The organism is Rothia sp. L_38, from assembly GCF_050689125.1.
Taxonomy (GTDB): domain Bacteria; phylum Actinomycetota; class Actinomycetes; order Actinomycetales; family Micrococcaceae; genus Rothia.
Genome location: NZ_JBOEQD010000002.1, coordinates 54,115 through 75,819, shown reverse-complemented (window position 1 = coordinate 75,819; position 21,705 = coordinate 54,115). Strand labels below are relative to the sequence as shown.

At 60.9% G+C, this 21,705-nt stretch carries 18 protein-coding genes; 8 read left to right on the top strand and 10 right to left on the bottom strand.

What is annotated here, in order from left to right:
* Position 1 precedes the first annotated feature (1 nt).
* Positions 2-856 carry a GNAT family N-acetyltransferase gene (locus ACRCJM_RS01660; RefSeq protein ID WP_431463555.1) on the top strand — a complete coding sequence of 285 codons (855 nt, stop codon included), beginning with the start codon at positions 2-4 and terminating at the stop codon, positions 854-856.
* 90 nt (positions 857-946) lie between these two features.
* Here ACRCJM_RS01660 and ACRCJM_RS01655 read toward each other — a convergent pair whose 3' ends face one another.
* Complete coding sequence (locus ACRCJM_RS01655; RefSeq protein ID WP_431463554.1) at positions 947-2,011, bottom strand: hypothetical protein; 1,065 nt, start codon at positions 2,009-2,011, stop codon at positions 947-949.
* 257 nt (positions 2,012-2,268) lie between these two features.
* On the opposite strand from ACRCJM_RS01655, the gene ACRCJM_RS01650 reads away from it, so the two are divergent.
* Complete coding sequence (locus ACRCJM_RS01650) at positions 2,269-3,918, top strand: thiamine pyrophosphate-binding protein (RefSeq protein WP_237186325.1); 1,650 nt, start codon at positions 2,269-2,271, stop codon at positions 3,916-3,918.
* Between the two features lie 113 nt (positions 3,919-4,031).
* On the opposite strand, the gene ACRCJM_RS01645 is transcribed toward ACRCJM_RS01650, so the two are convergent.
* The 6 genes from ACRCJM_RS01645 to ACRCJM_RS01620 all read right to left on the bottom strand — a co-directional run bounded on the left by ACRCJM_RS01645 (position 4,032) and on the right by ACRCJM_RS01620 (position 9,998).
* Complete coding sequence (locus ACRCJM_RS01645; protein ID WP_431463553.1) at positions 4,032-5,324, bottom strand: ABC transporter permease; 1,293 nt, start codon at positions 5,322-5,324, stop codon at positions 4,032-4,034.
* Positions 5,325-5,326: 2 nt separating this feature from the next.
* Positions 5,327-6,016, bottom strand: coding sequence for an ABC transporter ATP-binding protein (locus ACRCJM_RS01640; RefSeq protein WP_431463552.1), 690 nt, complete (start codon positions 6,014-6,016; stop codon positions 5,327-5,329).
* A 2-nt stretch (positions 6,017-6,018) separates the two neighbouring features.
* Complete coding sequence (locus ACRCJM_RS01635; RefSeq protein WP_431463551.1) at positions 6,019-7,443, bottom strand: efflux RND transporter periplasmic adaptor subunit; 1,425 nt, start codon at positions 7,441-7,443, stop codon at positions 6,019-6,021.
* Positions 7,444-7,638: 195 nt separating this feature from the next.
* A complete protein-coding gene (locus ACRCJM_RS01630) occupies positions 7,639-8,109 on the bottom strand; it encodes a hypothetical protein (RefSeq protein WP_431463550.1) in 471 nt (156 codons plus the stop codon).
* A 188-nt stretch (positions 8,110-8,297) separates the two neighbouring features.
* A complete protein-coding gene (denD, locus tag ACRCJM_RS01625) occupies positions 8,298-9,266 on the bottom strand; it encodes a D-erythronate dehydrogenase (RefSeq protein ID WP_431463549.1) in 969 nt (322 codons plus the stop codon).
* Between the two features lie 42 nt (positions 9,267-9,308).
* Positions 9,309-9,998 carry a FadR/GntR family transcriptional regulator gene (locus tag ACRCJM_RS01620; RefSeq protein ID WP_237209714.1) on the bottom strand — a complete coding sequence of 230 codons (690 nt, stop codon included), beginning with the start codon at positions 9,996-9,998 and terminating at the stop codon, positions 9,309-9,311.
* A gap of 122 nt (positions 9,999-10,120) precedes the next feature.
* On the opposite strand from ACRCJM_RS01620, the gene ACRCJM_RS01615 reads away from it, so the two are divergent.
* The 3 genes from ACRCJM_RS01615 (at position 10,121) to ACRCJM_RS01605 (ending at position 13,841) form a co-directional block, all read left to right on the top strand.
* The gene (locus ACRCJM_RS01615) at positions 10,121-11,515 is read left to right on the top strand and encodes a gluconate:H+ symporter (protein WP_237209713.1); all 1,395 of its coding nucleotides are present in this window, start codon (positions 10,121-10,123) and stop codon (positions 11,513-11,515) included.
* Positions 11,516-11,590: 75 nt separating this feature from the next.
* Positions 11,591-12,934 carry a four-carbon acid sugar kinase family protein gene (locus ACRCJM_RS01610; protein WP_431463548.1) on the top strand — a complete coding sequence of 448 codons (1,344 nt, stop codon included), beginning with the start codon at positions 11,591-11,593 and terminating at the stop codon, positions 12,932-12,934.
* Positions 12,935-12,968: 34 nt separating this feature from the next.
* The gene (locus tag ACRCJM_RS01605) at positions 12,969-13,841 is read left to right on the top strand and encodes an NAD(P)-dependent oxidoreductase (protein ID WP_431463547.1); all 873 of its coding nucleotides are present in this window, start codon (positions 12,969-12,971) and stop codon (positions 13,839-13,841) included.
* Between the two features lie 100 nt (positions 13,842-13,941).
* On the opposite strand, the gene ACRCJM_RS01600 is transcribed toward ACRCJM_RS01605, so the two are convergent.
* Both ACRCJM_RS01600 and ACRCJM_RS01595 read right to left on the bottom strand, forming a co-directional pair.
* The gene (locus ACRCJM_RS01600) at positions 13,942-14,430 is read right to left on the bottom strand and encodes a hypothetical protein (protein WP_431463546.1); all 489 of its coding nucleotides are present in this window, start codon (positions 14,428-14,430) and stop codon (positions 13,942-13,944) included.
* Between the two features lie 41 nt (positions 14,431-14,471).
* The gene (locus tag ACRCJM_RS01595; RefSeq protein WP_431463545.1) at positions 14,472-15,710 is read right to left on the bottom strand and encodes an MFS transporter; all 1,239 of its coding nucleotides are present in this window, start codon (positions 15,708-15,710) and stop codon (positions 14,472-14,474) included.
* A gap of 134 nt (positions 15,711-15,844) precedes the next feature.
* Between ACRCJM_RS01595 and ACRCJM_RS01590 the strand changes: the two genes are divergently transcribed.
* Positions 15,845-16,606, top strand: coding sequence for a LamB/YcsF family protein (locus tag ACRCJM_RS01590; protein WP_431463544.1), 762 nt, complete (start codon positions 15,845-15,847; stop codon positions 16,604-16,606).
* Positions 16,607-16,701: 95 nt separating this feature from the next.
* On the opposite strand, the gene ACRCJM_RS01585 is transcribed toward ACRCJM_RS01590, so the two are convergent.
* A complete protein-coding gene (locus tag ACRCJM_RS01585) occupies positions 16,702-17,622 on the bottom strand; it encodes a DUF559 domain-containing protein (protein WP_431463543.1) in 921 nt (306 codons plus the stop codon).
* A 411-nt stretch (positions 17,623-18,033) separates the two neighbouring features.
* Here ACRCJM_RS01585 and ACRCJM_RS01580 point away from each other — a divergent pair, with 411 nt between their 5' ends.
* Positions 18,034-19,806 (top strand): carboxyltransferase domain-containing protein, encoded by a 1,773-nt coding sequence (locus ACRCJM_RS01580; protein ID WP_431463542.1) that lies wholly within the window; start codon positions 18,034-18,036, stop codon positions 19,804-19,806.
* Between the two features lie 5 nt (positions 19,807-19,811).
* Entirely contained in the window at positions 19,812-21,566 is a 1,755-nt protein-coding gene (locus ACRCJM_RS01575) for an acetyl/propionyl/methylcrotonyl-CoA carboxylase subunit alpha (RefSeq protein WP_431463541.1), read from the top strand.
* Positions 21,567-21,705: the final 139 nt, after the last annotated feature.

Below are 21,705 nucleotides of genomic sequence, written 5' to 3'. Positions count from 1 at the left end.
TATGCAGCTGGTTTATTCTGGAGCTCCAGCTGGCCATCGGGAGCAGCTGCCGACCTGGGCGCAAGCCGTGTATTTCGCGGATTTCACCCGCGATGAGCACACGCGCTGCCTCCTGGCCTATCACGATAGAGAGTTGGTAGGAATTGTTGCCTGGTGGACGGCCCGCGCCCACCACACCCGCTATGAACTCCAGCTTGCGGTGGCGCCCCATCTGCGGCGTCAAGGTATAGGTACTGCCCTCTACCGGCAGGCGCGGGCACAGGCGTCCGCTCCCCTACCCTTCTTCATGCGTGACTACCTGGGCGAACCCACTCTGCACTTAGCCGACTCGCTGGGTGCCCAGACTCTTCAGATGGTTCCACCCGCCACCATGCCCACCGGCTCCGCGCAGAACCTGCGGGAGCACGCGTCCGCCCACTCTGCACGCAGCGTGAGCTACCCAGAATTCGAGCAGGCCTACGTCGATTTTTACGAGTGGACGCACGCCAGCTGGCACCCCGTATCGGGCGACCACCGGCCGGTACTGGCACGCCATGCCGCCGAAGCCTACAACGACTACTCGTCAATCGCAGTGGACGCCGGTGGGCAGGTGTGTGCGGTGATAGCGGTTTTTCCCGGTGATCAGCCTGAACTCTGCGGAGAGACGACCACCCCAACCCCTTACCAGGGGGAACTACTCTTAGAGGCCTGCCTGCGACGCTCCCTCGAAAAACTAGGTGAAGCGGGGCACATCACGGTCGAGGCCGATGGACATATCTCAGACCCCCACCTCTTCCCTGCCTGGGCCAAAACCGGGGCAAGCGGACGCTGGTACCGGCTCGTGGAGATACCGGCAGCTTCCTCATGCCGAATGTGACTTCTTTTCCCGGGCGGGTGTTTCTTTAACGCCCGCTCGGGAAAAGAAGTCACATTCACGCCAGAGTTCGCTTGCCAGATAACCCCGACCCTACTGGTAGGTCACCACATAGGGCTTGGGGGTAAGGGCATAGGTCTGGGCAGGAGTCAGGGTGGGGGTGTCCTCATCGTAGAAGTTCTTCCACGAGGGCTTAATAGCCGGGTCGAGATCACGAATGAGCTCCTGGTAAGTTGCGTCCTTGAGCTCGGGGGTGCCGTGGCCGTCCGCATGCAGGGTAAGGGCCAGCTCGGGGTGGCTCGTATCGAGTGTCGCCCGGTTAGTAATCATGGAGTGTGTGAACTGGTGCAACACCACCATCTTCTGGGGCAGGCGGTGCTTATCGGTCAGAGCTGCCAGGTAGTCCAGGGTTTCATTGATTTCTGAAGCATCTACAGTACCGATTTGTTGCAGGTGCACCTGGCCGGGGTAGATACGCCATTCGGGGTCGATACCCAGGCCAACATGGGGTTCCTTGAGCAGCTCCTCATACTGCTTGACCTGCTCGGTGAAGGTGCTGCGACCGGGCTGGAAGTCCAAGATAACGTAAACCCCGCTCTTACGGGCTTCATCGATGAGCGGGCGCAAGCTGTCTATGGTTGCCTCATCGGAGTAGTCGCCGTCAGGTCCGGGGGCAGAGCTTGCCACCGTAGCAATGATTTCAAAGGCGGGGATGACCTTTTCGTCGCTATGCATCTGGTATTCAGCGGCAAGGTCTTTGACGCGAGCAACAGATTCAGCCGGTCCCTGCTCACCAAGAACTCCCAGGGACGGGCCGCCGGGGTTGCCGTAGAGTGCCACGTAGCGGTGGGCAAAAATCTGGTCGCCGCCACCGAGCACCTCGCTCTTGGGGGCGTTAGCCCGCGGTTGGGCTTGCACAGAGGCGGACGCGGTCGCGCTAGCGCTTGCCGCGGGGCTAGCGGCCGATGCGGTAGGAGCGGGTGAGGACGCCGTCGCGCTAGCGCTGCGTGTGGGGCTGGGGGTTACAGAACTGCTTGCGGCCGTTGTGGGGGTGGCGGTTTCACCGGCAGGTTCCTCAGCTGGAGTAACTGAGCACCCTGTCAGGACGAGGGCAGAGAGAGTTGTAAGGGCAAGAAGATGAGCGTGACGAGTAGGCATGGTGTCCTGGGAGTTGACTGCAAATGTTTAATCAGTCTACTGAATATTTGCCCTTAATGTCTTTCTATGACGCAGCATGAAACCATAACGGGACATCTGCCACCAGAGCCACCCGGTGCGGCCAAGTTGCCACGCACGTCCGCTCATAAACATACCGTGCTCCGCATAACATTTCAGGAGCGAAAATCCCGCATATCTATGCATTGACCCCGTATGCTAAAGCGGAAGCCCGCACCCCGCGCCCACGAAAGGCCACCATGACTCACCCATCACTTCCCGACCGTTCCGGCGAAACCACAGAGCCCCGCCGCAACGCCGGCTACGCCATTCTGGCAACCCTGCGCAGCTACGGCATCGACACCGTTTTCGGCATTCCCGGCACCCACAACCTCGAGTTCTACCGCCACCTCGAAGAGCTCGACATCCACCCCGTCACCACCCGCCACGAGCAGGGTGCCTCCTACGGGGCGGACGGCTGGTCGCTGACCCGCGGACTGCCCGGCGTCGTCATCACCACTTCGGGCCCCGGCCTGCTCAACTCCCTCTCGGGTGCCGCCACCGCCTATGCCGAGTCGCGCCCCATGATTATCCTGTCCCCCGGCCGCCCCGTGGGCCACGAGTTCCGCGACATCGGCGCCCTGCACGAGACTAAGAATCCCACCGGCGCCGTCAACTCCATCGTCGAGTTCTCCCGCCGCGTGAACTCCGCCGAAGAAGCCGTGGACATCATCCACAACGCTTTCCGCTCCTTCGCCCACAATCGTCCGCGCCCCATCCACATCGAAGTACCCCTTGACGTGCTCGAACGCGAGGTTGAGCTTGACCCCGCCATCCTGCAGGCCCGTCCCCTCGGCAAGCCCCAGCCCGCTCCCATCGACGACGTGCGCGAGGCAGCCCGCATGCTGGCTGAATCGAAGAAACCCATCATCGTTGCCGGTGGCGGCTCTATCGGCGCGGCAGCCGACCTGCTCCGCCTGGCAGAAACTCTGGAAGCCCCCGTGATCACCTCGGTCAACGGCAAGGGCGCCATCCCCGAAAAGCACCGCCTCTCCCTCGGCGCCGACCTGCGCCTGAGCGCGGCCCACGCCTTCTGCCGTGAGGCTGACGCCATGCTGATTATCGGCTCCAAAATCGGTGAAGCAGAGCTCTGGGACGGCGACATCCGCCCCGCTGGCCCCGTCATTCGCATCGATATTACGCGCGACCAGATGCTCACCAATATCACCCCCGATATCGAGCTGCCGGGCAACTCCAAGGCCGTTATTCCGCAGCTTCTGGACGCCCTCGCCGAGCTCGGCCTAGCTCCCGGCTCCCGCGAGCCCCGCGACCTGCAAAACATCTTCGACGCCCTCGATAACGAGGGGCGGGCTATCGCGCCCGAGCTGGCCGAGCTCAACGAGAAGATTATGGAGATCCTGCCCGAAGACACCATTATCGCCGGTGACTCCTCCCAGGTCACCTACATGGGCACCACCACCTTCTACCGCGCAGCCCGCCCCAACTCCCTGCTCTACATGGCAACCTACGCCACCCTGGGCTACGGCCTGCCCGCCGCTATTGGCGCCAAGGTAGCCGCCCCCGAGCGTCCTGTGGTCTGCCTACTCGGCGACGGCGCCCTCATGTTCGCCATCCAGGAGCTCATGACCGCCGTTGAGCAGCAGCTCGACCTCCCCATCATCTGCGTCGAGAACGGCGGCTACGGCGAGATCCGCCAGAACGAGCGCGACCGCGGCATCGCCCCCGTGGCGGTAGACCTGGTGCAGCCCGACTGGGTCAAATTGGCCGAGGGCTTCGGTGCTACCGGCTTCTCAGCCACCATGGACACCCTGGCCGAGACCGTCCAGCAGGCTCTTGCTACCAGCGGCCCCTCGGTCGTACACCTGAAGATTGGTGAGACCCTGCGCTAGGCGCAGGTAGCGCACGAAGATAAGGACGCCGCCCCCACTTCCCTGCCAATTGGCAGAAAGGTGCGGGGCGGCGTCCTTATTTTTCGTCTGCTCACCCGGGGTGAGACGGGTAGCTACTCGTAGCGCAGGGCGTCGATGGGGTCGAGCTTGGCCGCCTTGTTGGCCGGGTAGTAGCCGAAGAAGAGACCGATGGCCAGGGAGAACCCCAGAGCTAGAAGCACGGCGCTGAGCGGCGGGAAGACGAAGGTGCCCAGCATGTTGGCTCCCAGCATGCCCAGGCCACCACCGATGAGAACACCGAGGATACCGCCGACCAGGCAGACCATCATGGCCTCCACCACGAACTGTAGGCGGATTGCCCCTCGCGTTGCCCCCAGGGCCTTGCGGATGCCGATTTCGCGGGTACGTTCGGTGACGGTCACGAGCATAATGTTCATGACGCCAATGCCACCTACCAGTAGTGAGATACCGGCGATAGCCGAGATAGCTGCGCTGATGCCGTCCAGTACCGCATTGAAGGACTCGGTCATGGCTGAGAAGTCCTGAATTTCAGCCATGAACTGGTCGTCGCTGCGGTACATGCTGGTCAGGTGGGCCTGCAGTAGGGCCTTGACCTGCCCCAGGTCCTTGCCTTCGGCGGGGCGCACAGTGATGCTATTCCAGCCGTCGCTGTTATAGGAGTTGAAGTCGGGTTCTAGGGACAGCGGCAGGTAGACCGAGCCGGGGCCGTTGAAGGCAAAGGGGCCGCTAGCCATTTCGGTCTGGTAGACACCCACCACGAGAACCGTGCGCGAGGTCAGCCCCGCCTGCACATCAATTTCGCTTCCCACTGCCGCCTGGGGGTCCCCAAAGAGCGGGACAGCCTGATCCATGGAAAGGAGGGTGACCGGCCGCTTGGTGTCCATATCCGCCTGGGTCAGGGAGCGCCCCGCCACCAGGGTGACCGGGTTAAGTTCCAGGTAGTCCATATTGACGAACTGGGCATTGGTGTAGGGGGCCTCATTCTCACCGGCGAACAGATCTACGCCGAAGTAGGAGTTTGCCCCGAGGGGAATACCCGCAATGTTATCGCCCAGGGCCTCTTTGAGGCGAGCGATGTCATCCTCGTCGAACTTGGACTCAGCCGTAGGCTCGATGTATTCCCCGTTCGGCATACCCATGGGCATGGGGCCGGAGGTCAGACCCGCTTCCTCCTGCTCTTCAGTGGGGCGTTGCACCACGCTCACCATCAGGTCGTTAGCACCGGAGCTCACAATCGACTCAGAGGCCTGGGTTTTCAGCGAATGCCCCAGGGTCAAAATCGTAATGACCGAAGCGATACCCACGATGATGCCGAGCAGGGTAAGGAAGGAGCGCATCTTGTTGTTGCGCAGGCTCCCCAGGGCTAGGGAGATTGATTCACGCACATTCATTGCGAAACCTCCTCTGTAATCCGACCGTCGACCATGGTGACGATGCGGTCGGTCTCAGCCGCCAGTTCGGGGTTGTGGGTAATGAAGACGATAGTCTTGCCCTGCTCGCGGTTGAGCTCGTGGAAGAGGTCCATGACCATACGGCCGGTTTGGGAGTCCAGGGCGCCGGTGGGCTCATCTGCCAGGAGCAGGGGCGGGTCGTTGGCCAGGGCGCGGGCGATAGCGACGCGCTGCTTCTGGCCGCCCGAGAGGGCCGCGGGGCTGTGATTCATGCGGTCGGCCATGCCCATCTGCTCTAGCAGGTGGGCGGCTCGTTCGCGACGGTCACGGGGGGTGATGCCGGCGTACATCATGGGCATTTCCACGTTCTTGAGGGCAGAAATACGGCCCACCAGGTTGAAGCTCTGGAAGATAAACCCGATGTTCTGGCTGCGATAGTAGGCCAGTTCGTCGTCACTGAGCGAGGGTATGTTCTCGCCCGCGAAGGTGTAGTAGCCGTAGGTGGCCCGGTCGAGCAGGCCGATGATGTTCATCAGCGTGGTTTTACCCGAGCCGGACTGGCCCACCACCGACACAAACTCACCGCGATCGACGTGAAAGTCAACGCCGGGGAGCACCGTAATGGCACTGGGTGTGCCCTCGTTGAAGGTTTTAACGATGCCTTGCATATCGAGCAGGGTGCTCATGGCTACCACCCGAAGCTGGTGCCGGCATCGAGGGTGACGGTTTCACCCACGCGGTGGCGGTAGGCCTCACCGTAGGTGAGCACCATGTCGCCAGAGGCTACGTCACCGCCGGTGATGGCAATGTCGAATTCGTTAGCCAGGCCGGTTTCAACGGAGCGCTCTTCAAGGGTGAAGGAGCCGTCGTCGTTAGGCACAGCTACCACGACGCTCTCGCTCCCCAGGTCGTTGGTATAGACCGCGTCGAGGGGTACCGCTAGGGAGCTTTCTTCTTCAGCGGTGATAATGCTGGCCTTGACGGAAGAGCCCAAGTAGAGGCCATCTCGGTTGCCGGCTACCTCGATGGTGACGGTAAAGGTGGGCGAGCCGCCACCTGGCATACCTGCGGCAGCGGCCTCAGGGTTGGTCTGCTGGGCTGAGTCAGCGATGGACGCAACCGAGGTGACGGTACCCGAGTACTCCTTGGTACCGGTTGCCCCGGCTGTAAAGGTGACGCGGTTGCCTTCCTTGATGGTGGCAACGTCAGCCTCGCGGACGCTTGTGGTGATGGTGAGCTTGGAGTCGTCACCGATGGTAACGACGGGGCCGGTCGCAGGCGCACCGGGCTTGGCAACACTCATGACCACGCCGTTGATGGGCGAGGTGAGAGTGGCCGAGGTGAGGTCGCCCTGCAGGGCCCCGAGGGTCTGGTCACGGGTGGTTTCTGCGCTGGTCAGGGCGGTGCGGGCGCTGTTGAGCTCGGTTTCGAGGGCTGCGAGCTGGGTGTTGGCGGAGTTGCGGGCAGTGGTGACGCTGGTATCTGCGTCCGCCTTTGCTCCGTTTGCCAGGCGCAGGGCCGACTCAGCGGCGGCGACTTCGGCGTTGATCATGGTGAGGTCTTCACCGGCGGCAGCGGCCTGGTCGCGCATCTGGTACTTGGCGTTGAGGTCGGTGGCAGCTAGGGATGCCTGTTCGTTAGCGGAGCGCTGAGTGGCGAGGGCCGCTAGAATTTCGGGGTTGGTGCCGTTGGTGATTCCCTGGTTGTACTGGTCGTAGGCAGTCTGGGCTGCGGTCAGAGCACCCTGGGCGCTGGTGACAGCCCCATCGAGCTGGGTGCGTTGGGTATCGAGGTCCCCCTGGAGGGTGGAGGTGTCGATGGTGGCTAGGGTTTGGCCGAGCTCGACCCGGTCGCCGACCTCTACCTCAACGGAGCTGATTGGGCTGGTGAGGTGGGTGGTGATGGAGCGGACTTCGCCGGGGGCGATGGTACCGTCCACCCGTACTTTGTTGCTGACGCCTTCGTCGCTCAAAATCAGGTAGTCGGTGGAGGGGATGGAGTTCTGAGCGCTGGTGTTGCCACCAAACATGCTACCCACGACTAGCGCGCCGATGGCGATGAGGGCGATGACGCCTACAGCCAGACCAATGAGCACCTTGGTGAGGGTGCTCATTTTCTTTTTGGCAGGCGGACGCCGGTGCGCAGCTTCCGGTGCTTGGGTCGGGGGTGTGGGGGTTGTGCTCATGGTGCTGGCCCTTCACTAGCGGAGATAAATGTGGTGCAGTTCTCTTTTAGTGTAAGCGTTAACCTGCCCAGAAAACAACAAATCATACCGGGGTATGAGGGGGTAGGCTTGCAGCCTCATCCTCTAGGCGAAGCCTCCTCCCACCCACATGATGAAGGTTATGGCGAGAATGAAGAACAGCGGGGCAGCAACGATAATCAACACCCCCAAAATCAGGGCAAAAATCGCGGTTATTTTCTCTCGGCCTCTCACGAAGAGGGCCCCCATTGCCAGCCCCATGGCGCCAAGCCAGGTAAACCCTGTGGGCAGGGCTATGCTGAGTTCCCAGTCGAAGAAGATGAAGTTGGCAAGCCCTACACAGGTCATAAGTAGCATCATGACCAGGGAGATCGTGCCGTAGGGATTGAGCTTCTTTGCCTGTTCTGGCGGGCGAACCGCTGGAGGGTAATGGGCAACTGGGTGCTGGCCAGTGCCTACATGGTGCCCGGCACCCGGGGGCGGGTATGCGTTGGGCTGACCGGGGTGGGCCGGATAAGACGGGGCGGCAGGTAGCGGGCGAGGCGGACGTTCGGGGTGCTGAAAGGTATTATTCATGGCACCAGTATGGGCAAAAATTCATGTTCCCACTAGGTCTTTTAAAAATCTGTGGATAACTCCGGGGTGCCCGGCGGATTTATGACCGAGCATTGCAGAAGTTATCCACAGACGCGCCGAAAACCAGCCCCTTCTACGAACGGCAAGGACGAACGTGATAGACAGAGCGACCAAGATATGCGCTACGATTACCCGCGGCTGCCTCGCACATCATCCTGATACTGCTTGATCATGTCATCAAAGCTAGAATCAGCAGTAAACCCGAGAGCCATCTCCTGGCGCACATCAAAAGCACCGGGCCAGGTGCACACTATATCTGCTACGGCAGGGTTTATCTCATCTGTTACGAGAGAACGCACCGTTTCTCCCGCTACCAACTGCAAAGAATCCAGCATCTCGCCTACTGTGACCGAGATTCCGGGGATATTGAGTACACGCCACGAGGGCAGGCGATGAGCCGATACAGATAAAACATGGATGAGGTTAGAGATTATAGTTCGTGGCGACGACAGCCACATCAAAGTACTGTGGGGAACTGGGCAGGTAGTAGCAATACCGGCCAAGGGCTCACGGATAATACCTGAAGCAAAGGATGATGCTGCCGAATTAGGAGCTCCAGGGCGCACGGAGATAGTAGGCAAGCGGCATGCCAGACCATCTATATAGCCTTTACGGGTATATTCATTGACCAGCAATTCCCCGATTGCTTTAGTAGTGCCATAGGTGGAATCTGGGTGAGTTCCCCAAGACGAAGGCACCACATCGGGAAGCACACCCCCAAACACTGCCAAAGATGAGGTAAAGATAAATCGAGGCCTCGCACCTACTTCTCGCGCTCGCTCTAAAAGCAAACGGGTTGCATCTACATTGATGCTCATTGCTCCATCAAAATTATGAGCAGAGCCACCTGAGAGCACTGCGGCCAGATGGTAGATAACCGCTGTATCAGAGGTAATAACAGATTCAACAAATCCGGGGTTCGAGATATCTCCAACCATGCTTCTAACCCGGGAATCTTTCACTTGACTTGCTACCAAATCCACAGCCACTATGCCGTCAAAATCTAAGGGCGTCATTCCGTTATCTTTGAGGTTAAGCAAAGCCTTGATGAGTTGGGTGCCAAGGAACCCTGCACCACCGGTAATCACAATGTCCATGATTCTCCGTTCAAGCTACTAGTCGTAAATAACTGTCTAAATCTAGTTAGTGAGGGTCTTCTTTATGCCCTCAGCAGTCTGCAGCATATGAGATTCCATCGCGTCGCGAGCAGCTTTTTCATCGTGAGTGGCCAGCGCTTGATATATAGCCCTATGCCAGTGCTGAGCTTCCTGCCTAACAGCAGCTGATGATGAAGTTTTACGGCGAATAGATCGCAAGATAGCTTCAAGACTGTCATAAGTTGCTGTTATGTATTCATTAGCGGCTGCGTCGAAAATGAGTCGATGGAAGGCCATATCTGCCGCTACGACTGCTTCAACATCTTGGGAGTCCATCACAGCTAGAAGGTCATTCATTTGCTTAAGGTCGTTATCCGAGATACGGCGAGCGGCGAGAGCAACCGCTCCTACCTCAACAATTGTGCGAGCTTCCATAAGTTTAAGGGTCCAAGCGAGGGAATCTCCGGTTAGCTTCCCCCGAGTAATAGCAATATCCGGGTCTAAGATCGACCAGGTTTCCGCAGGAGCCAGCTGGTTGCGGCGACCATGAGCGACGTCAAGAACACCACGGGCAGCTAGGTATTTAACGGCTTCGCGCACTGTAAGTCGAGAGACCCCGTAGTGCTCAGCCAGCTCTGCTTCGGAAGGCATAGATTGTCCTACCGTATACCGGCCTCGTTCGACATCAGATAGGAATTCTTCAACAACGCGTTCAGCTTTTACCCTACTCATACTTTTCCCTCTTCTTAGTTTCATATTGACTCTATGATATAAACTACTATACTCATCAGATATCAGATAAGTTTAAGCTGTTACAGCCCCCCCCTGGACAGCTAGAGATCAACGAGGATTTCATGGCAACAAGCACACTCGTCCTGCTAGGACTCGCATCCGTCGCAGCGATTCTAGCACTCATCATCAAGGGCAAAGCCCACCCCTTCCTAGCGCTACTCGTCGTCTCCGTGGCACTAGCCTTAGTCGGTGGTATCCCCCTGGCAGAAGTCGTCCCAACCCTGACAGCAGGTATGGGCAAAACCCTTGGCTCCGTGGCCCTCATCGTCACCCTAGGTGCCATGATGGGCCGCATCATCGAGGTTTCCGGCGGTGCGGACGTCCTCGCCAAAACCCTGCTAGATAAGTTCGGCCCCAAGCGGGCCCCATGGGCGCTCGGCGTCGCGTCCTTCCTCTTTGGCATTCCCGTCTTCGTTGACGTTGCCCTCATTGTTCTTATTCCGATTGTCCTCTCGGTCGGCCGCCGCCTGCAGGGCAATATGCTCAACTACGCCCTGCCTACCGTCCTGGCGTTGCTGACCGTCCACGTCGTCCTGCCCCCGCACCCCGGCATCGTCGGTGGCGCCGAACTTATGGGTGCAAACGTCGGTATGGTTCTGCTCATTGGCCTGGTGCCTGCCGCTATCATGTGGTTCATCGCTCAGCTCATCATCCCCTCTATCACCAAGCGTGTTTTCTCCCCCGTCCCCATGATTGACGCTGCAGCCGCCGCTGAAATGGGTCAGGAACTTGACGAAGACGCCAACACCCAGTCCTTCCCCGTTATCAAGAATCCGCCCTCAGTCGGCCTCATCATCGCCCTCATCCTGACCCCGCTTTTCCTCATTATGGGCGCCACCGTCTCAGCAATGGTCATGCCAGAAGGCGACCCCATCCGCACCTTCCTTGGATTTATCGGCGCATCCCCCATGGCCTTGCTCATCGGTGTTATTCTTTCCACCGCCCTACTTGGCTACCGTCGCGGCTGGGGTCTCACCGAAGCTGAAGACGTCATTAACTCCTCCCTACCCCCGGTTGCAGCCGTCATCCTAATCACCGGCGCAGGTGGCACCTTCGGCCACGTCCTCTCCACTACCGGCGTCGCCACCGCAGTTGCTGAAGTTCTGGCAGCCAGCGGCCTGCACATCCTCGTTCTGGCCTGGGTTATGGCAGCACTCATCCGCGCCGCCCAAGGCTCTGCAACCGTTTCAACCCTCACCACAGCGCCTCTGCTGGCCCCCCTCGTTGCCACCATGGAACTTGCTCCGCTACAGATTGCTCTGGTAACCGTCACTATCGGTATCGGTTCCATGGCCCTGTCACATGTGAACGACTCCCTCTTCTGGGTCTGGTCACGCTACTTCAAGGTCACCACCGCAAATGCCCTGAAGTCCTACAGCATCGTCACCACCTTTGCTTCCCTCGTTGGCTTCATTGTCTGCCTGCTCATGTGGCCCCTTATCGGCATGATCGCCTAAAGGCAAAACACCCCCATACCGCCTGTCAGCAGGCTGATTCCTGCTGGCAGGCCCCGCACCCACTGAAAGGCTGCAATGCTCACCTCACCTCGCCGCCTGCTCGTCCTCGATGATGACCCCACCGGATCCCAGTGCGTTTCTCACGTCCAAGTCGCCTTCGATGAAGACGCTGCTCTCATCGCAACCACCCTCAAAGAGCCCAGCTCAACCTGCTTCGTCCTGACTAACACCAGAGCCCTCGACGAAGCCGAAGCCGTCGCTAAGAACCGCCGTATCCTAGCTGGTGTCCTCGCCGAACGGGGTGCTGAGGGCCTCCACCTTGTTTCCCGGTCAGACTCTACCCTCCGCGGGCATGTCATCGCCGAGCCCAACGCCCTCGCAGACACCCTGGCAGAAGCCGGAGTTGAAACTGACGCCTTCCTTTTCTGCCCAGCCATGATTGAGGCTGGCCGATTTACCGAAGGTAATATCCACTACGCTGTGGTTGACGGCCAGCCCCTACCTGTTGAAGACACCGACTTCGCCCGCGATGCTACCTTTGGTTACAAAACCTCAGACCTCACCGCTTTTCTCGAAGAGAAATCTGGTGGAGCTATCGCTGCCGCTGATGTAATGACCCTTAGCCTTACCGAAATCCGTAATGGTGGGGTTGAGGCCGTCAAAGAGAAACTCGCCGGGGCGTATAACCGCCAGTGGGTTGTCATTAACGCTACCGACTACGCCGACATGGAGATTGTTGCTGACGCCGTCACCCAGCTCGAATCCACTGGCAAAGTCTTCATCACCCGCTGCGGCCCCTCCTTCGTACGCCCCTTGGCCGGGCAGCAAGGAGCCAACGTCCTAACCCCCGAGAGCATCACCCTTGAGAATGACCGCCTGCCCCACGGTCTGCTGGTTGTTGGTTCCCATGTTGGACTCACTACCGCCCAGCTCGCCGAAGTTCAGGCCTCTAGCGGGCTTGCCGAGTTTGAACTCCAGGTCGAAAAACTCCTCGACCCGGCAGCCCGCGCACCCCACCTCGATGAGGTGGTCGACGCCGTCCGCGCCGGACTCGAAACTAACGACTGCGTTGTCTACACTAGTCGCACCCTCATCTCCACCGATGACCCCACCGAATCTCTTGCAATCGCCCGCAGCGTCTCAGATGCCGTCGTTGAGGTCGTGCAACGAGTACGGTCGGCCCGACCTGCCTGGGTTATTGCAAAGGGTGGTATCACCTCCCACGAGGTAGCCCACAAGGGTTTGGGCATACGTCTGGCAACTGCTGAAGGCCAGTTCTTCCCGGGCCAAATCTCTCTTTTCACCCCGCAGGACGCCCCCGCCGAGGTTCTCGGTTCCCCCTACGTTGTATTCCCCGGCAATGTTGGCGGACGTACCGCTCTCGCTGAAGTCGTAGCCCGTCTCAAAAGTGCAGCCTAACCCCTAAAAATCCTCTCTCACAAAGGAAAATATCGTGTCACTTAACGTCGCTTGGATTGGCCTCGGAGCAATGGGAGCGCCCATGGCTCTTGTCACCGCCGCTGCTGGCCACGCCGTCACTGCCTTCGACATGAACCCCGCAGCCCTCGATGCAGTTGCACCTTCTGTCGCATCCGCGCCTACTGCCCACGAAGCAGCAGCCGGAGCAGACGTCGTTGTCATCATGGTCGCCACCGGTGCTCAGCTGAACTCCGTACTATTTGGAGAACAGGGTATCGCTTCCGTGCTGGACTCAGAAACCCGCGTGCTCGTCATGTCAACGGTTGGCCCCGCAGCTGTTGAAGCGGCAGCGGCCCAACTTGCCCCTGTCACCACCCATCTGGTTGACGCCCCTGTCTCAGGCGGTGTTGCCCGCGCAGGTACCGGCGATCTACTCGTTATGGTGGGTGGGGCTGCTGAAGATATCAACTTTGTAGCCCCCCTACTGGAGGCCATGGCTTCTAACTGGCCGGTGGTGGGATCACGTGTTGGCGACGGTCAGCGCTTCAAGGTTGTCAATCAGCTCCTGTGCGGTGTGCATATCGCGGCTGCTGGTGAAGCTCTTGCCCTAGCTGACTCCATGGGCCTGGATGTTGAACAGTGCCACCAGGTACTCAACACAGGAGCTGCCCATTCCTTCATGTTCAACGATCGTGGCGCCCGTATGGTCAGCGAAGACTTCGACAATGTACGATCGGCCCTTGATATTTTCGTCAAGGACATGGGTCTAGTAACTGATGCAGCCCGTCAGGTCGCCCAGCCAGTTCCTCTGGCTTCCGCAGCCGAGCAGCTCTACGTGCGCGGACGCCGTGAAGGTCTGGGCCGCAAGGATGACTCCATCGTCTACCAGCTACTCAAAGATCAGTAGTCGGCGGTTTTCCCCCGCCGTTTAACGAGAGAAAGCGAACCAGCCGGCTCGCTTTTCTCAAACACACACATTTCTTGCGACCCCTGCGGGCGGGCAGCTGCTATGCGAAGAAAGATTTGCCCTTCTGCGCCTGCGAAGCCTCAAGAATGGCAGCCTGCTGCTCCGGGGTATAGGTAGCATCAACGGTACGAATGGCCTCGCCCAGGTCGTAGGCGTCCTGCCCGGCTAAGAGCTGGGCAGAATCAGCTAGCACGTCCGCCACCCGGGTCTTCAAGTCAGCCGCGCTGGCTAGGCCGTCCTCCTGTAACACGAGCTGCTCACCAGCGTCCGCATCCGGCTCAGCGCCCGGCTCTGCGGCGTCCTCTAGCTCAAAGAGAGCGAAGCCGTAGCGGCGTTCATCCCCAATATAAAAAATGTTCAGCAGCAGGGTAAAGACGCGGCCGGTCAGGTCAATATAGGTCTTCTCAAGTTCGGCGGTCTCTAGCCAGAGGCCATCGACCTCAGCCGGGGCGTCGTACTCAAAATCGTAGCCAAAGTCGGTAGCCAGGGCGTGGGCCAGCGGGCCAATGCCGTAGTCGGGGCGAGCCATAGGGGTTCCTTAGGGTAGTAGGGCGGACGGACGCCGGGCGGCTAGTCCATATCGCGGCCGGCGGTTTCGGGCACCGCGGCGCGCGTGAAGGCAATCAGGCCAATGCCGATGACGGCGAAGACCGCAAACGTCATGCCTAAGCCAAGGGCTGCCACCATCTGCGGGAAGAAGAGGGAGACCATAAAGTTAGCGATCCAGGAGACAAAGGTAGCCACGCCCATACCGGCGCCGCGCACGCGGGCTGGGAAGACTTCACTCATGAGCACCCAGGTCACCGGCGATACGGCACCCTGCTGGAAGACCAAGAAAATAATAGAGATGAAAAGGGTGGCCCAAGGCCGAGCGGACGCGTCCAGCAGCTGCGAGGTGGCGGCTAGCATGACCAGGGAAAAGGTGGTGCCTGTCAGGCCGATAGTCAGCACCAGGCGGCGGGGGAAGCGTCCTACAAACCAGAGACCCACGGCGGCACCCAGCACCGACAGCACACCGTTGGAGATATTGGCGGTCAGAGCCGCATCGGTGGAAAAACCCGCCTCGCGCAGCACCTGGGTGCCGTAGTACATCAGGGCATTGACGCCGGTTGCCTGCTGCACGATACCAATAGCCGCAGCCAGCAGCAGGGTAGCGCGAAGGGCCGGGTCGCGCCAGAGCAGCTTCAGGGCACCGCGCTCGGCGGCAGCCTCCCGCTTGTAGCCCGGCGACTCAGGTACCAGGAACATCCCCACAAAAAGCACCAGCGCAGGAATGATCGAGATAGCGAACATGACCCGCCAAATCATCACCTGATGAGCAAAAACATTGCCAATCATCGCGTTGACCACGTAGGCGGTGAGCTGGCCGAAGACGATCATGAACTGGTTGCGGGTAACGATCGCACCGCGGCGGTTGGCGGGGGAAATCTCAGCCAGGTAAATCGGCACGACCGCTGAGGCGGCACCGACCGCAAGACCTACCAGCACGCGAAAGACGATGAAGATACCCAAGCTGGGTGCAGCGGTAAGGCCCAGGGAGCTGGCGGCAAAAACTAGAGCCAGCACGAAGAGTACGCGGCGGCGTCCGAACCGGTCAATCAGCTGCCCGGCAAGGAGTGCGCCGAAAGCAGCGCCCAGGGTCAGTGCGGACGTCGCAACACCCTCTGCCGCTGGGGACAGCCTAAAGTCCTGCTGCAGGAAGGGAAGGGCGCCGTTAATAATTCCGGTGTCGTAGCCGAAGAGAAAGCCGCCCACCGAGATAATCCAGGTGTAGAGGGTGACCCGGCGGGGGTCGGTAGCGTGTGTCATGCGCACTCCTTTGTAGACCTCAGCAATTCTAGCCCTCTTGCCCCGCCCAGGGAACATGCGCAGGCTAAGCCGGGGCGGACGTCCGCGCCCCAGCAGGTGCACCCGGCAGGCAGCTGCGGCGGTAGGCTAGTGCCATGAGCACCCTATTTATTGATGTGAATTCTGATTCTGGGGAGTCTTTTGGCTCCTGGGCCATGGGAGATGATGCTGCGATGATGCAGACCGTCTCTTCAGCCAATATCGCCTGCGGTTTTCATGCCGGTGACCCGTCGGTTGCGCGTGCTACCGTGCGGGCGGCGCGGGAGAACGGCGTGACGATCGGGGCCCACGTTTCTTACCCCGACCTGGCTGGTTTTGGCCGCCGTTTCATGGATATAACCGCCACCGAACTCACCGACGCGGTGATTTACCAGGTGGGCGCGCTTGAGGCGGTAGCGCGGGTTGAGGACGCCGAAGTGCGCTACTGCAAGCCCCACGGCGGACTCTACAACGCTATTGTTCACCACGATGTGCAGGCTGCGGCAGTGGCACAGGCCCTGCACGAACTCGGTGACCTGCCGATTCTCTGTCTGCCAAACTCAGCTGTTGCCCGTGAGGCGCAGGCGCTGGGTGTTCCGGTTTTCTACGAGGCCTTTGCCGACCGTGGCTACACCCCCGAAGGTACCCTGGTGTCTCGCCGTGAGGCCGGGGCGGTCATCCACGACCCGCAGGCTGTGGCCGAGCGCGTGGTGCGCATGGCGGTGGACCGCGAAGTTGTAGCCGTGGACGGCTCAGTTGTGCCTCTGCAGGCCGATAGCATCTGCGTGCACGGCGACACCCCCGGTGCAGTTGCTCTTGCCCGGCAGGTGCGGGCGGCGCTTGAGGACGCCGGTGCGGACGTCCGCGCCTTTGCCTAGGTAGGCGGGGGGCGGCGTCCTACCCCTATTGTTCTGCCGAATGCGACGTGTTTTCCCGAGCGGGTGTTGCTTTAACGCCCGCTTGGGAATTTAAGTCACATTCGACGACGCGAGCCTTCACAAATTCCAGCCCTCGCCAACTTTGCGCGCAGACGCTCAGGGTGCACCACAATGTCTTCCCATAAAGCGCGCACCACGGTATACCCCATGCTCTCTAATTCGTGCTGACGGCGGCGCTCGTTCTGAACCACGTCCTCTGCAGCCTCACCAAAAGTACCCGCATACTTGACCTTGCCATCAACTTCCAAAATGACCCGCTCTTTCTCCCACAAAAAGTCAGGTCGCAGAGTTCTTCCACCAACCCATAAAGGCACCTGTTCCGCAGGCGGCGCAAGACCCCACATCAGAATCCAATACCGAGCAACGGTCTCCAGTGGTGACTCCGCTTTTGTGCTCATCAAACGAGCCACCTCACGCGCCGTACAAACACCACGACCGCTTAACTCCCTCAAGTGCTGGGCTAAAACCTCATAATCAACCAGTCGGCAATGCAAAAAGTAATCGGCAATGCAGAGGGCATCAATCACCGGAAGCGTCCGCGCGCAATCGATAGCCGTCTGTAGCGGCGATGTCACCCGGGCTCCCCGATGGAACACTGCACTGTCGCATTCCTTCTGCCGGTTGCGACTGACCTGCACCCGCCCCCGAGATTTGACTGAATCGTGCGGATGGCTCACCCATATTTTGTGCGGTAACCGCAGCACAGGGGCACCCCACCAGAGAGCGGCAGACACATGGCTTAACACATACCCCCGATTTGTTTTCATGAAAGCCACATGCCCGGCTAGACACCTATCGGTATTGCTTAGTGAGTCCCATAAAGCTGTCTTTATATAGGCGTTGTGACCGATTTTGAAGAGCTCTCCCCTGGTGTATTCGCGGCTTACACCGGAAGTGCTCTTACCCAGGTGTCTAAGCTCAACCGAAGTTTTAACAGTCTCAAACAAGTGTTCCATGGGTTAAAAATGCCCTATATAGTGCGTCTCTACTAGCCGTTTTCTACCATCTGTGGATAACTTTGAGGCCTAGCTGCGGAGGTTTGCTCAGGGCGAGAAGTATGACGTCAGTGCGTCAAGGTTTTCCACAGAGATAGAGCCGTTGAGCGGCGCTTACCCCGGCACAGAGCATTCCAAAAAATGGCTTCACCACCGAATGCGACTCGTCTTCCCGAAAGGACGTTAAAACAACACCCGCTCGGGAAAACAAGTCACATTCGCCAGAGAGAACAGTCACAACGAAAGCGCAGCTTGCGTGGGCGGCGCCACATCTGCCAGAATTGTTGAACAATCCTGAGCGGTGGTTGAGAGCTCTCCGTTTACTCCAACCACCGACAGGCCGTTCAGCACAACCGGGCAGAGAGGGGCGCCATGACCACCGCACATACACCCAGCGGGCGCACAGCCAGCAAGCGCGACGCCACCATCTATACGGTCAAGCCCTTCGGCCTACTAGCCGTTATGGTTGACTGCCGAACCCTCGAAAATGCCCTGCACCTGCACGGCCACCTGCAGCAACACCCTGCCGCAGGGCAGACCGAGCTGGTCCCGGCGGCCCAAACAGTGCTCGTCCGCTTTGAAACCGCCCGGCAGGCCGCTGACTTTCTTGCCGCACCCGACCTGCCGCAGGCATCCGGAGATGTACGCACCCACGGCCGCACGGTCACCATCCCGGTCATCTACGACGGCCAGGACCTCACCGACGTCGCCGCTCACCTGGGCATGAGCGAGCAGGCAGTAATCTACGCCCACACGACCGGCCACTGGTCAGTTGCCTTCGCAGGCTTCGCCCCGGGCTTCTTCTACCTACACCGGCACGATAATGTGCTGGACGTTCCCCGCCGCCCCACTCCGCGCACCTCGGTTCCTGCCGGGGCGGTGGGTCTGGCCGGTGATTTTTCGGGCATCTACCCGCGCACCTCCCCCGGCGGCTGGCAGCTCATTGGCCGCACAAATGCGCCCCTCTGGGACCTCACCCAGAACCCGCCCGCCCTGCTCGAGCCCGGTATGCAGGTGCAGTTCAAGGCGGTGCGTGAGCTGATTTCTGCAGGTCAAGCAGGGGTTCCGGACGCTCCCACCCCGGCCCAGCAGCCCCGGGCAGGTTCGCGCCCGGCTAGCTCCGGGCAGGCGGACGCCCCCGCGGCAGTTCCCGGCGAGGTTCTGGAAGTTAAAAGCCCCGGCCTGCTGACCCTCTTCCAGGATTCTGGTCGGGCTGGTCTGACTCACTGGGGCGTGTCCCCGTCGGGCCCGGCTGACCGGGAGGCGGCGGCAGAAGCTAACCGTTTGGTCGGTAATTCGGCGGAGGACACCGTACTTGAGAACCTGGCTGGCGGGCTGAAACTAACCGCCCTGACCGATGTTGAGCTGGCCCTGACCGGGGCAGATACCCCGGCTACTCTCACTGACCCCGCCCAGGAGCCCCCACTCAACCTGGCCGTTCGCCCCTCAACCCCCTTTGCCCTGATGCCCGGGCAGACCCTGACCCTGGGGGCACCGGCCCGGGGCTTGCGGTCCTACCTGGCCCTGCGCGGCGGATTTGCCGCCCCGCATGAGGCCACCAGCGCCTCCCGCGATACCCTGGCGGGGCTGGGTCCGAAGCCACTGGCGGCCGGCGACCGCCTGGTGCGGGCCCGGGCCAGCTCGGCTGTCGTCGCCCACCCGGTGCCCGTCCTGCCGCTACCTGAGCCGGGCACAGTACTGGAGGTCCGCGCCCTGCCCGGCCCCCGCGACGACTGGTTTACGCCCGAGTCTCTGGGCCGTTTTGCCGAGGTGACCTGGGAGGTTTCCCAGTCCAGTGACCGCATTGGGGTCAGGCTCCTGCTGGCAGATACCCCAGCCGACGGGGGCGCAGGCACCCCGCCCACTAACATCCAGCCCACCGACGTCCTCACCCGGGCTATAACCCGGGAGCTGCCCAGCGAGGGCATGGTGGCCGGGGCGATCCAGGTGCCGCCGAGCGGGGAGCCGGTGGTCTTCCTGGCTGACCACCCGGTCACAGGCGGCTACCCCGTCATTGCCACGGTGCACCCGGCTGACCTGCGCTTACTGGCTCAGGCCCCGCCCGGCACCCGCCTGCGGTTTGACCTCCTGACCTTCCCCGATTCCACCCCTGACCGCCCCCGCCCCTCCGAGACCAAAAAGTGAGCCCCATGCGTAAAGTTTTAGTTGCTAACCGTGGCGAGATTGCCGTCCGTATTATTGGCGCCTGCGCCGCCCAGGGTATCGCCTCGGTGGCGGTTTACGCCGATTCGGACGCCGAAGCCCTACACACCGCCCTGGCCGATGAGGCCTACGCCCTGGAGGGCACCGGCCCGGCCGAAACCTACCTGGATATGGAGAAAGTACTGGCCATTGCGGTGACCTCGGGGGCTACCGACGTTCACCCCGGCTACGGTTTTTTGGCGGAGAACGCTGACTTTGCCCGGGCGGTCATGGCAGCCGGTCTGACCTGGATTGGCCCCGCCCCCGAGACCATCGAGGCCCTGGGCGATAAGGTCAAGGCCCGCGAGCTAGCCCAGTCGGTGGGTGCCCCGCTGGCGCCGGGGTCGGACGGCCCCGTGGCCTCCCCGGAAGAGGCCCGCGCCTTTGCCCAGGAACACGGCCTACCCTCTATTGTTAAGGCCGCCCACGGCGGCGGCGGGCGCGGTATGCGTATCGTGCGGGAGCTGGGCGAGGTTGAGGACGCCTTCATCTCGGCTTCACGCGAGGCTGTGGCTGCCTTCGGCAACGGGGAGTGCTTCATTGAGCGCTTCCTAGAGAAGCCCCGCCACGTGGAGGCCCAGGTGGCAGCTGATTCCCACGGCAACGTGGTGGTGGTGGGTACCCGCGACTGCTCCCTCCAGCGCCGTAATCAGAAGCTGATTGAGGAAGCTCCTGCCCCCTTCCTCACAAATGAGCAGCGGGCCCAGATTGAGCGGGCGTCCGCTGAGATTTTCCGGGCCGCCGGGTATGTGGGTGTAGGCACCGCCGAGTTTATGGTGGCCCTCGACGGCACGATTTCCTTCCTTGAGGTCAACACCCGCATTCAGGTGGAGCACCCCGTCACCGAGGAGGTCACCGGCGTTGACCTGGTAGCCCTGCAGCTTGATATCGCGGCGGGCAAGCCCCTGCCCTTTACCGAGACTCCTGAGCCGGTTGGCCATGCCTTTGAGTTCCGCATCAATGCTGAGGACCCCGCCCGGGGCTTCCTGCCCGCAGCCGGCCGCCTTGAGTCCATCACCGTGCCCTCTGGCCCTGGGATCCGCTGGGACGCCGGGGTGCGCCCGGGCTCTGTGGTCAGCGGCGAGTTTGATTCCATGCTGGCTAAGCTGATTGTCACCGGCCCCACCCGCGAGGTGGCCCTGCGCCGGGCCCGCTTCGCCCTGGCCCAGATGGATATCGCCGGGGTAGCGACCGTGCTGCCCTTTGACCGGCAGGTGCTTGAGGCCCCGGCCTTTACCGCCGAGCACGGCGACTTTGGGGTCTACACGACCTGGATTGAGGATTCTTTCCTGGCGTCCGAACCTGCCCAGGGCTACCGTCAGCCCCTGCTGCCGGTGGGTGCCAGCGTCTTCCCGGGCACCGGCATCACCCGCTTTACCCTGGAAATTGACGGCACCCCGCACCGGGTGGGCCTGCCCGATTCGGTGTTTGCTTCTTTGGGTTCGGGCGCGGACGCCGCCACCCCCGCGAGCGAGCAGGAGCAGGCAGGTGCCGGGCAGGTACTAGCCCCTATGGGTGGGGCCCTGCTCAAGTACACCGTGGCTGTGGGCGATGAGGTTGCCGCAGGGGATCAGGTGGCCCTGCTGGAGGCCATGAAGACCGAGGTGCCCGTGCTGGCTGAAGCCGCCGGGACCGTGGCTGAGCTCCCCGCCCAAGCAGGCGAGCGCCTGACTGCGGGCCAGGTGCTGGTGGTCTTTGAGTAAAAATTTTGATTAAAACTAATGACAAGGGGGATCAGCTTATTGCTACCCCAAACCTTGAATTTAGTACTACTTTTCGAGATACTAGAGGCAGTAGAGTTAGCCCTGGTGCCTAGAGCATCACAGCAACTCGACCCCCACT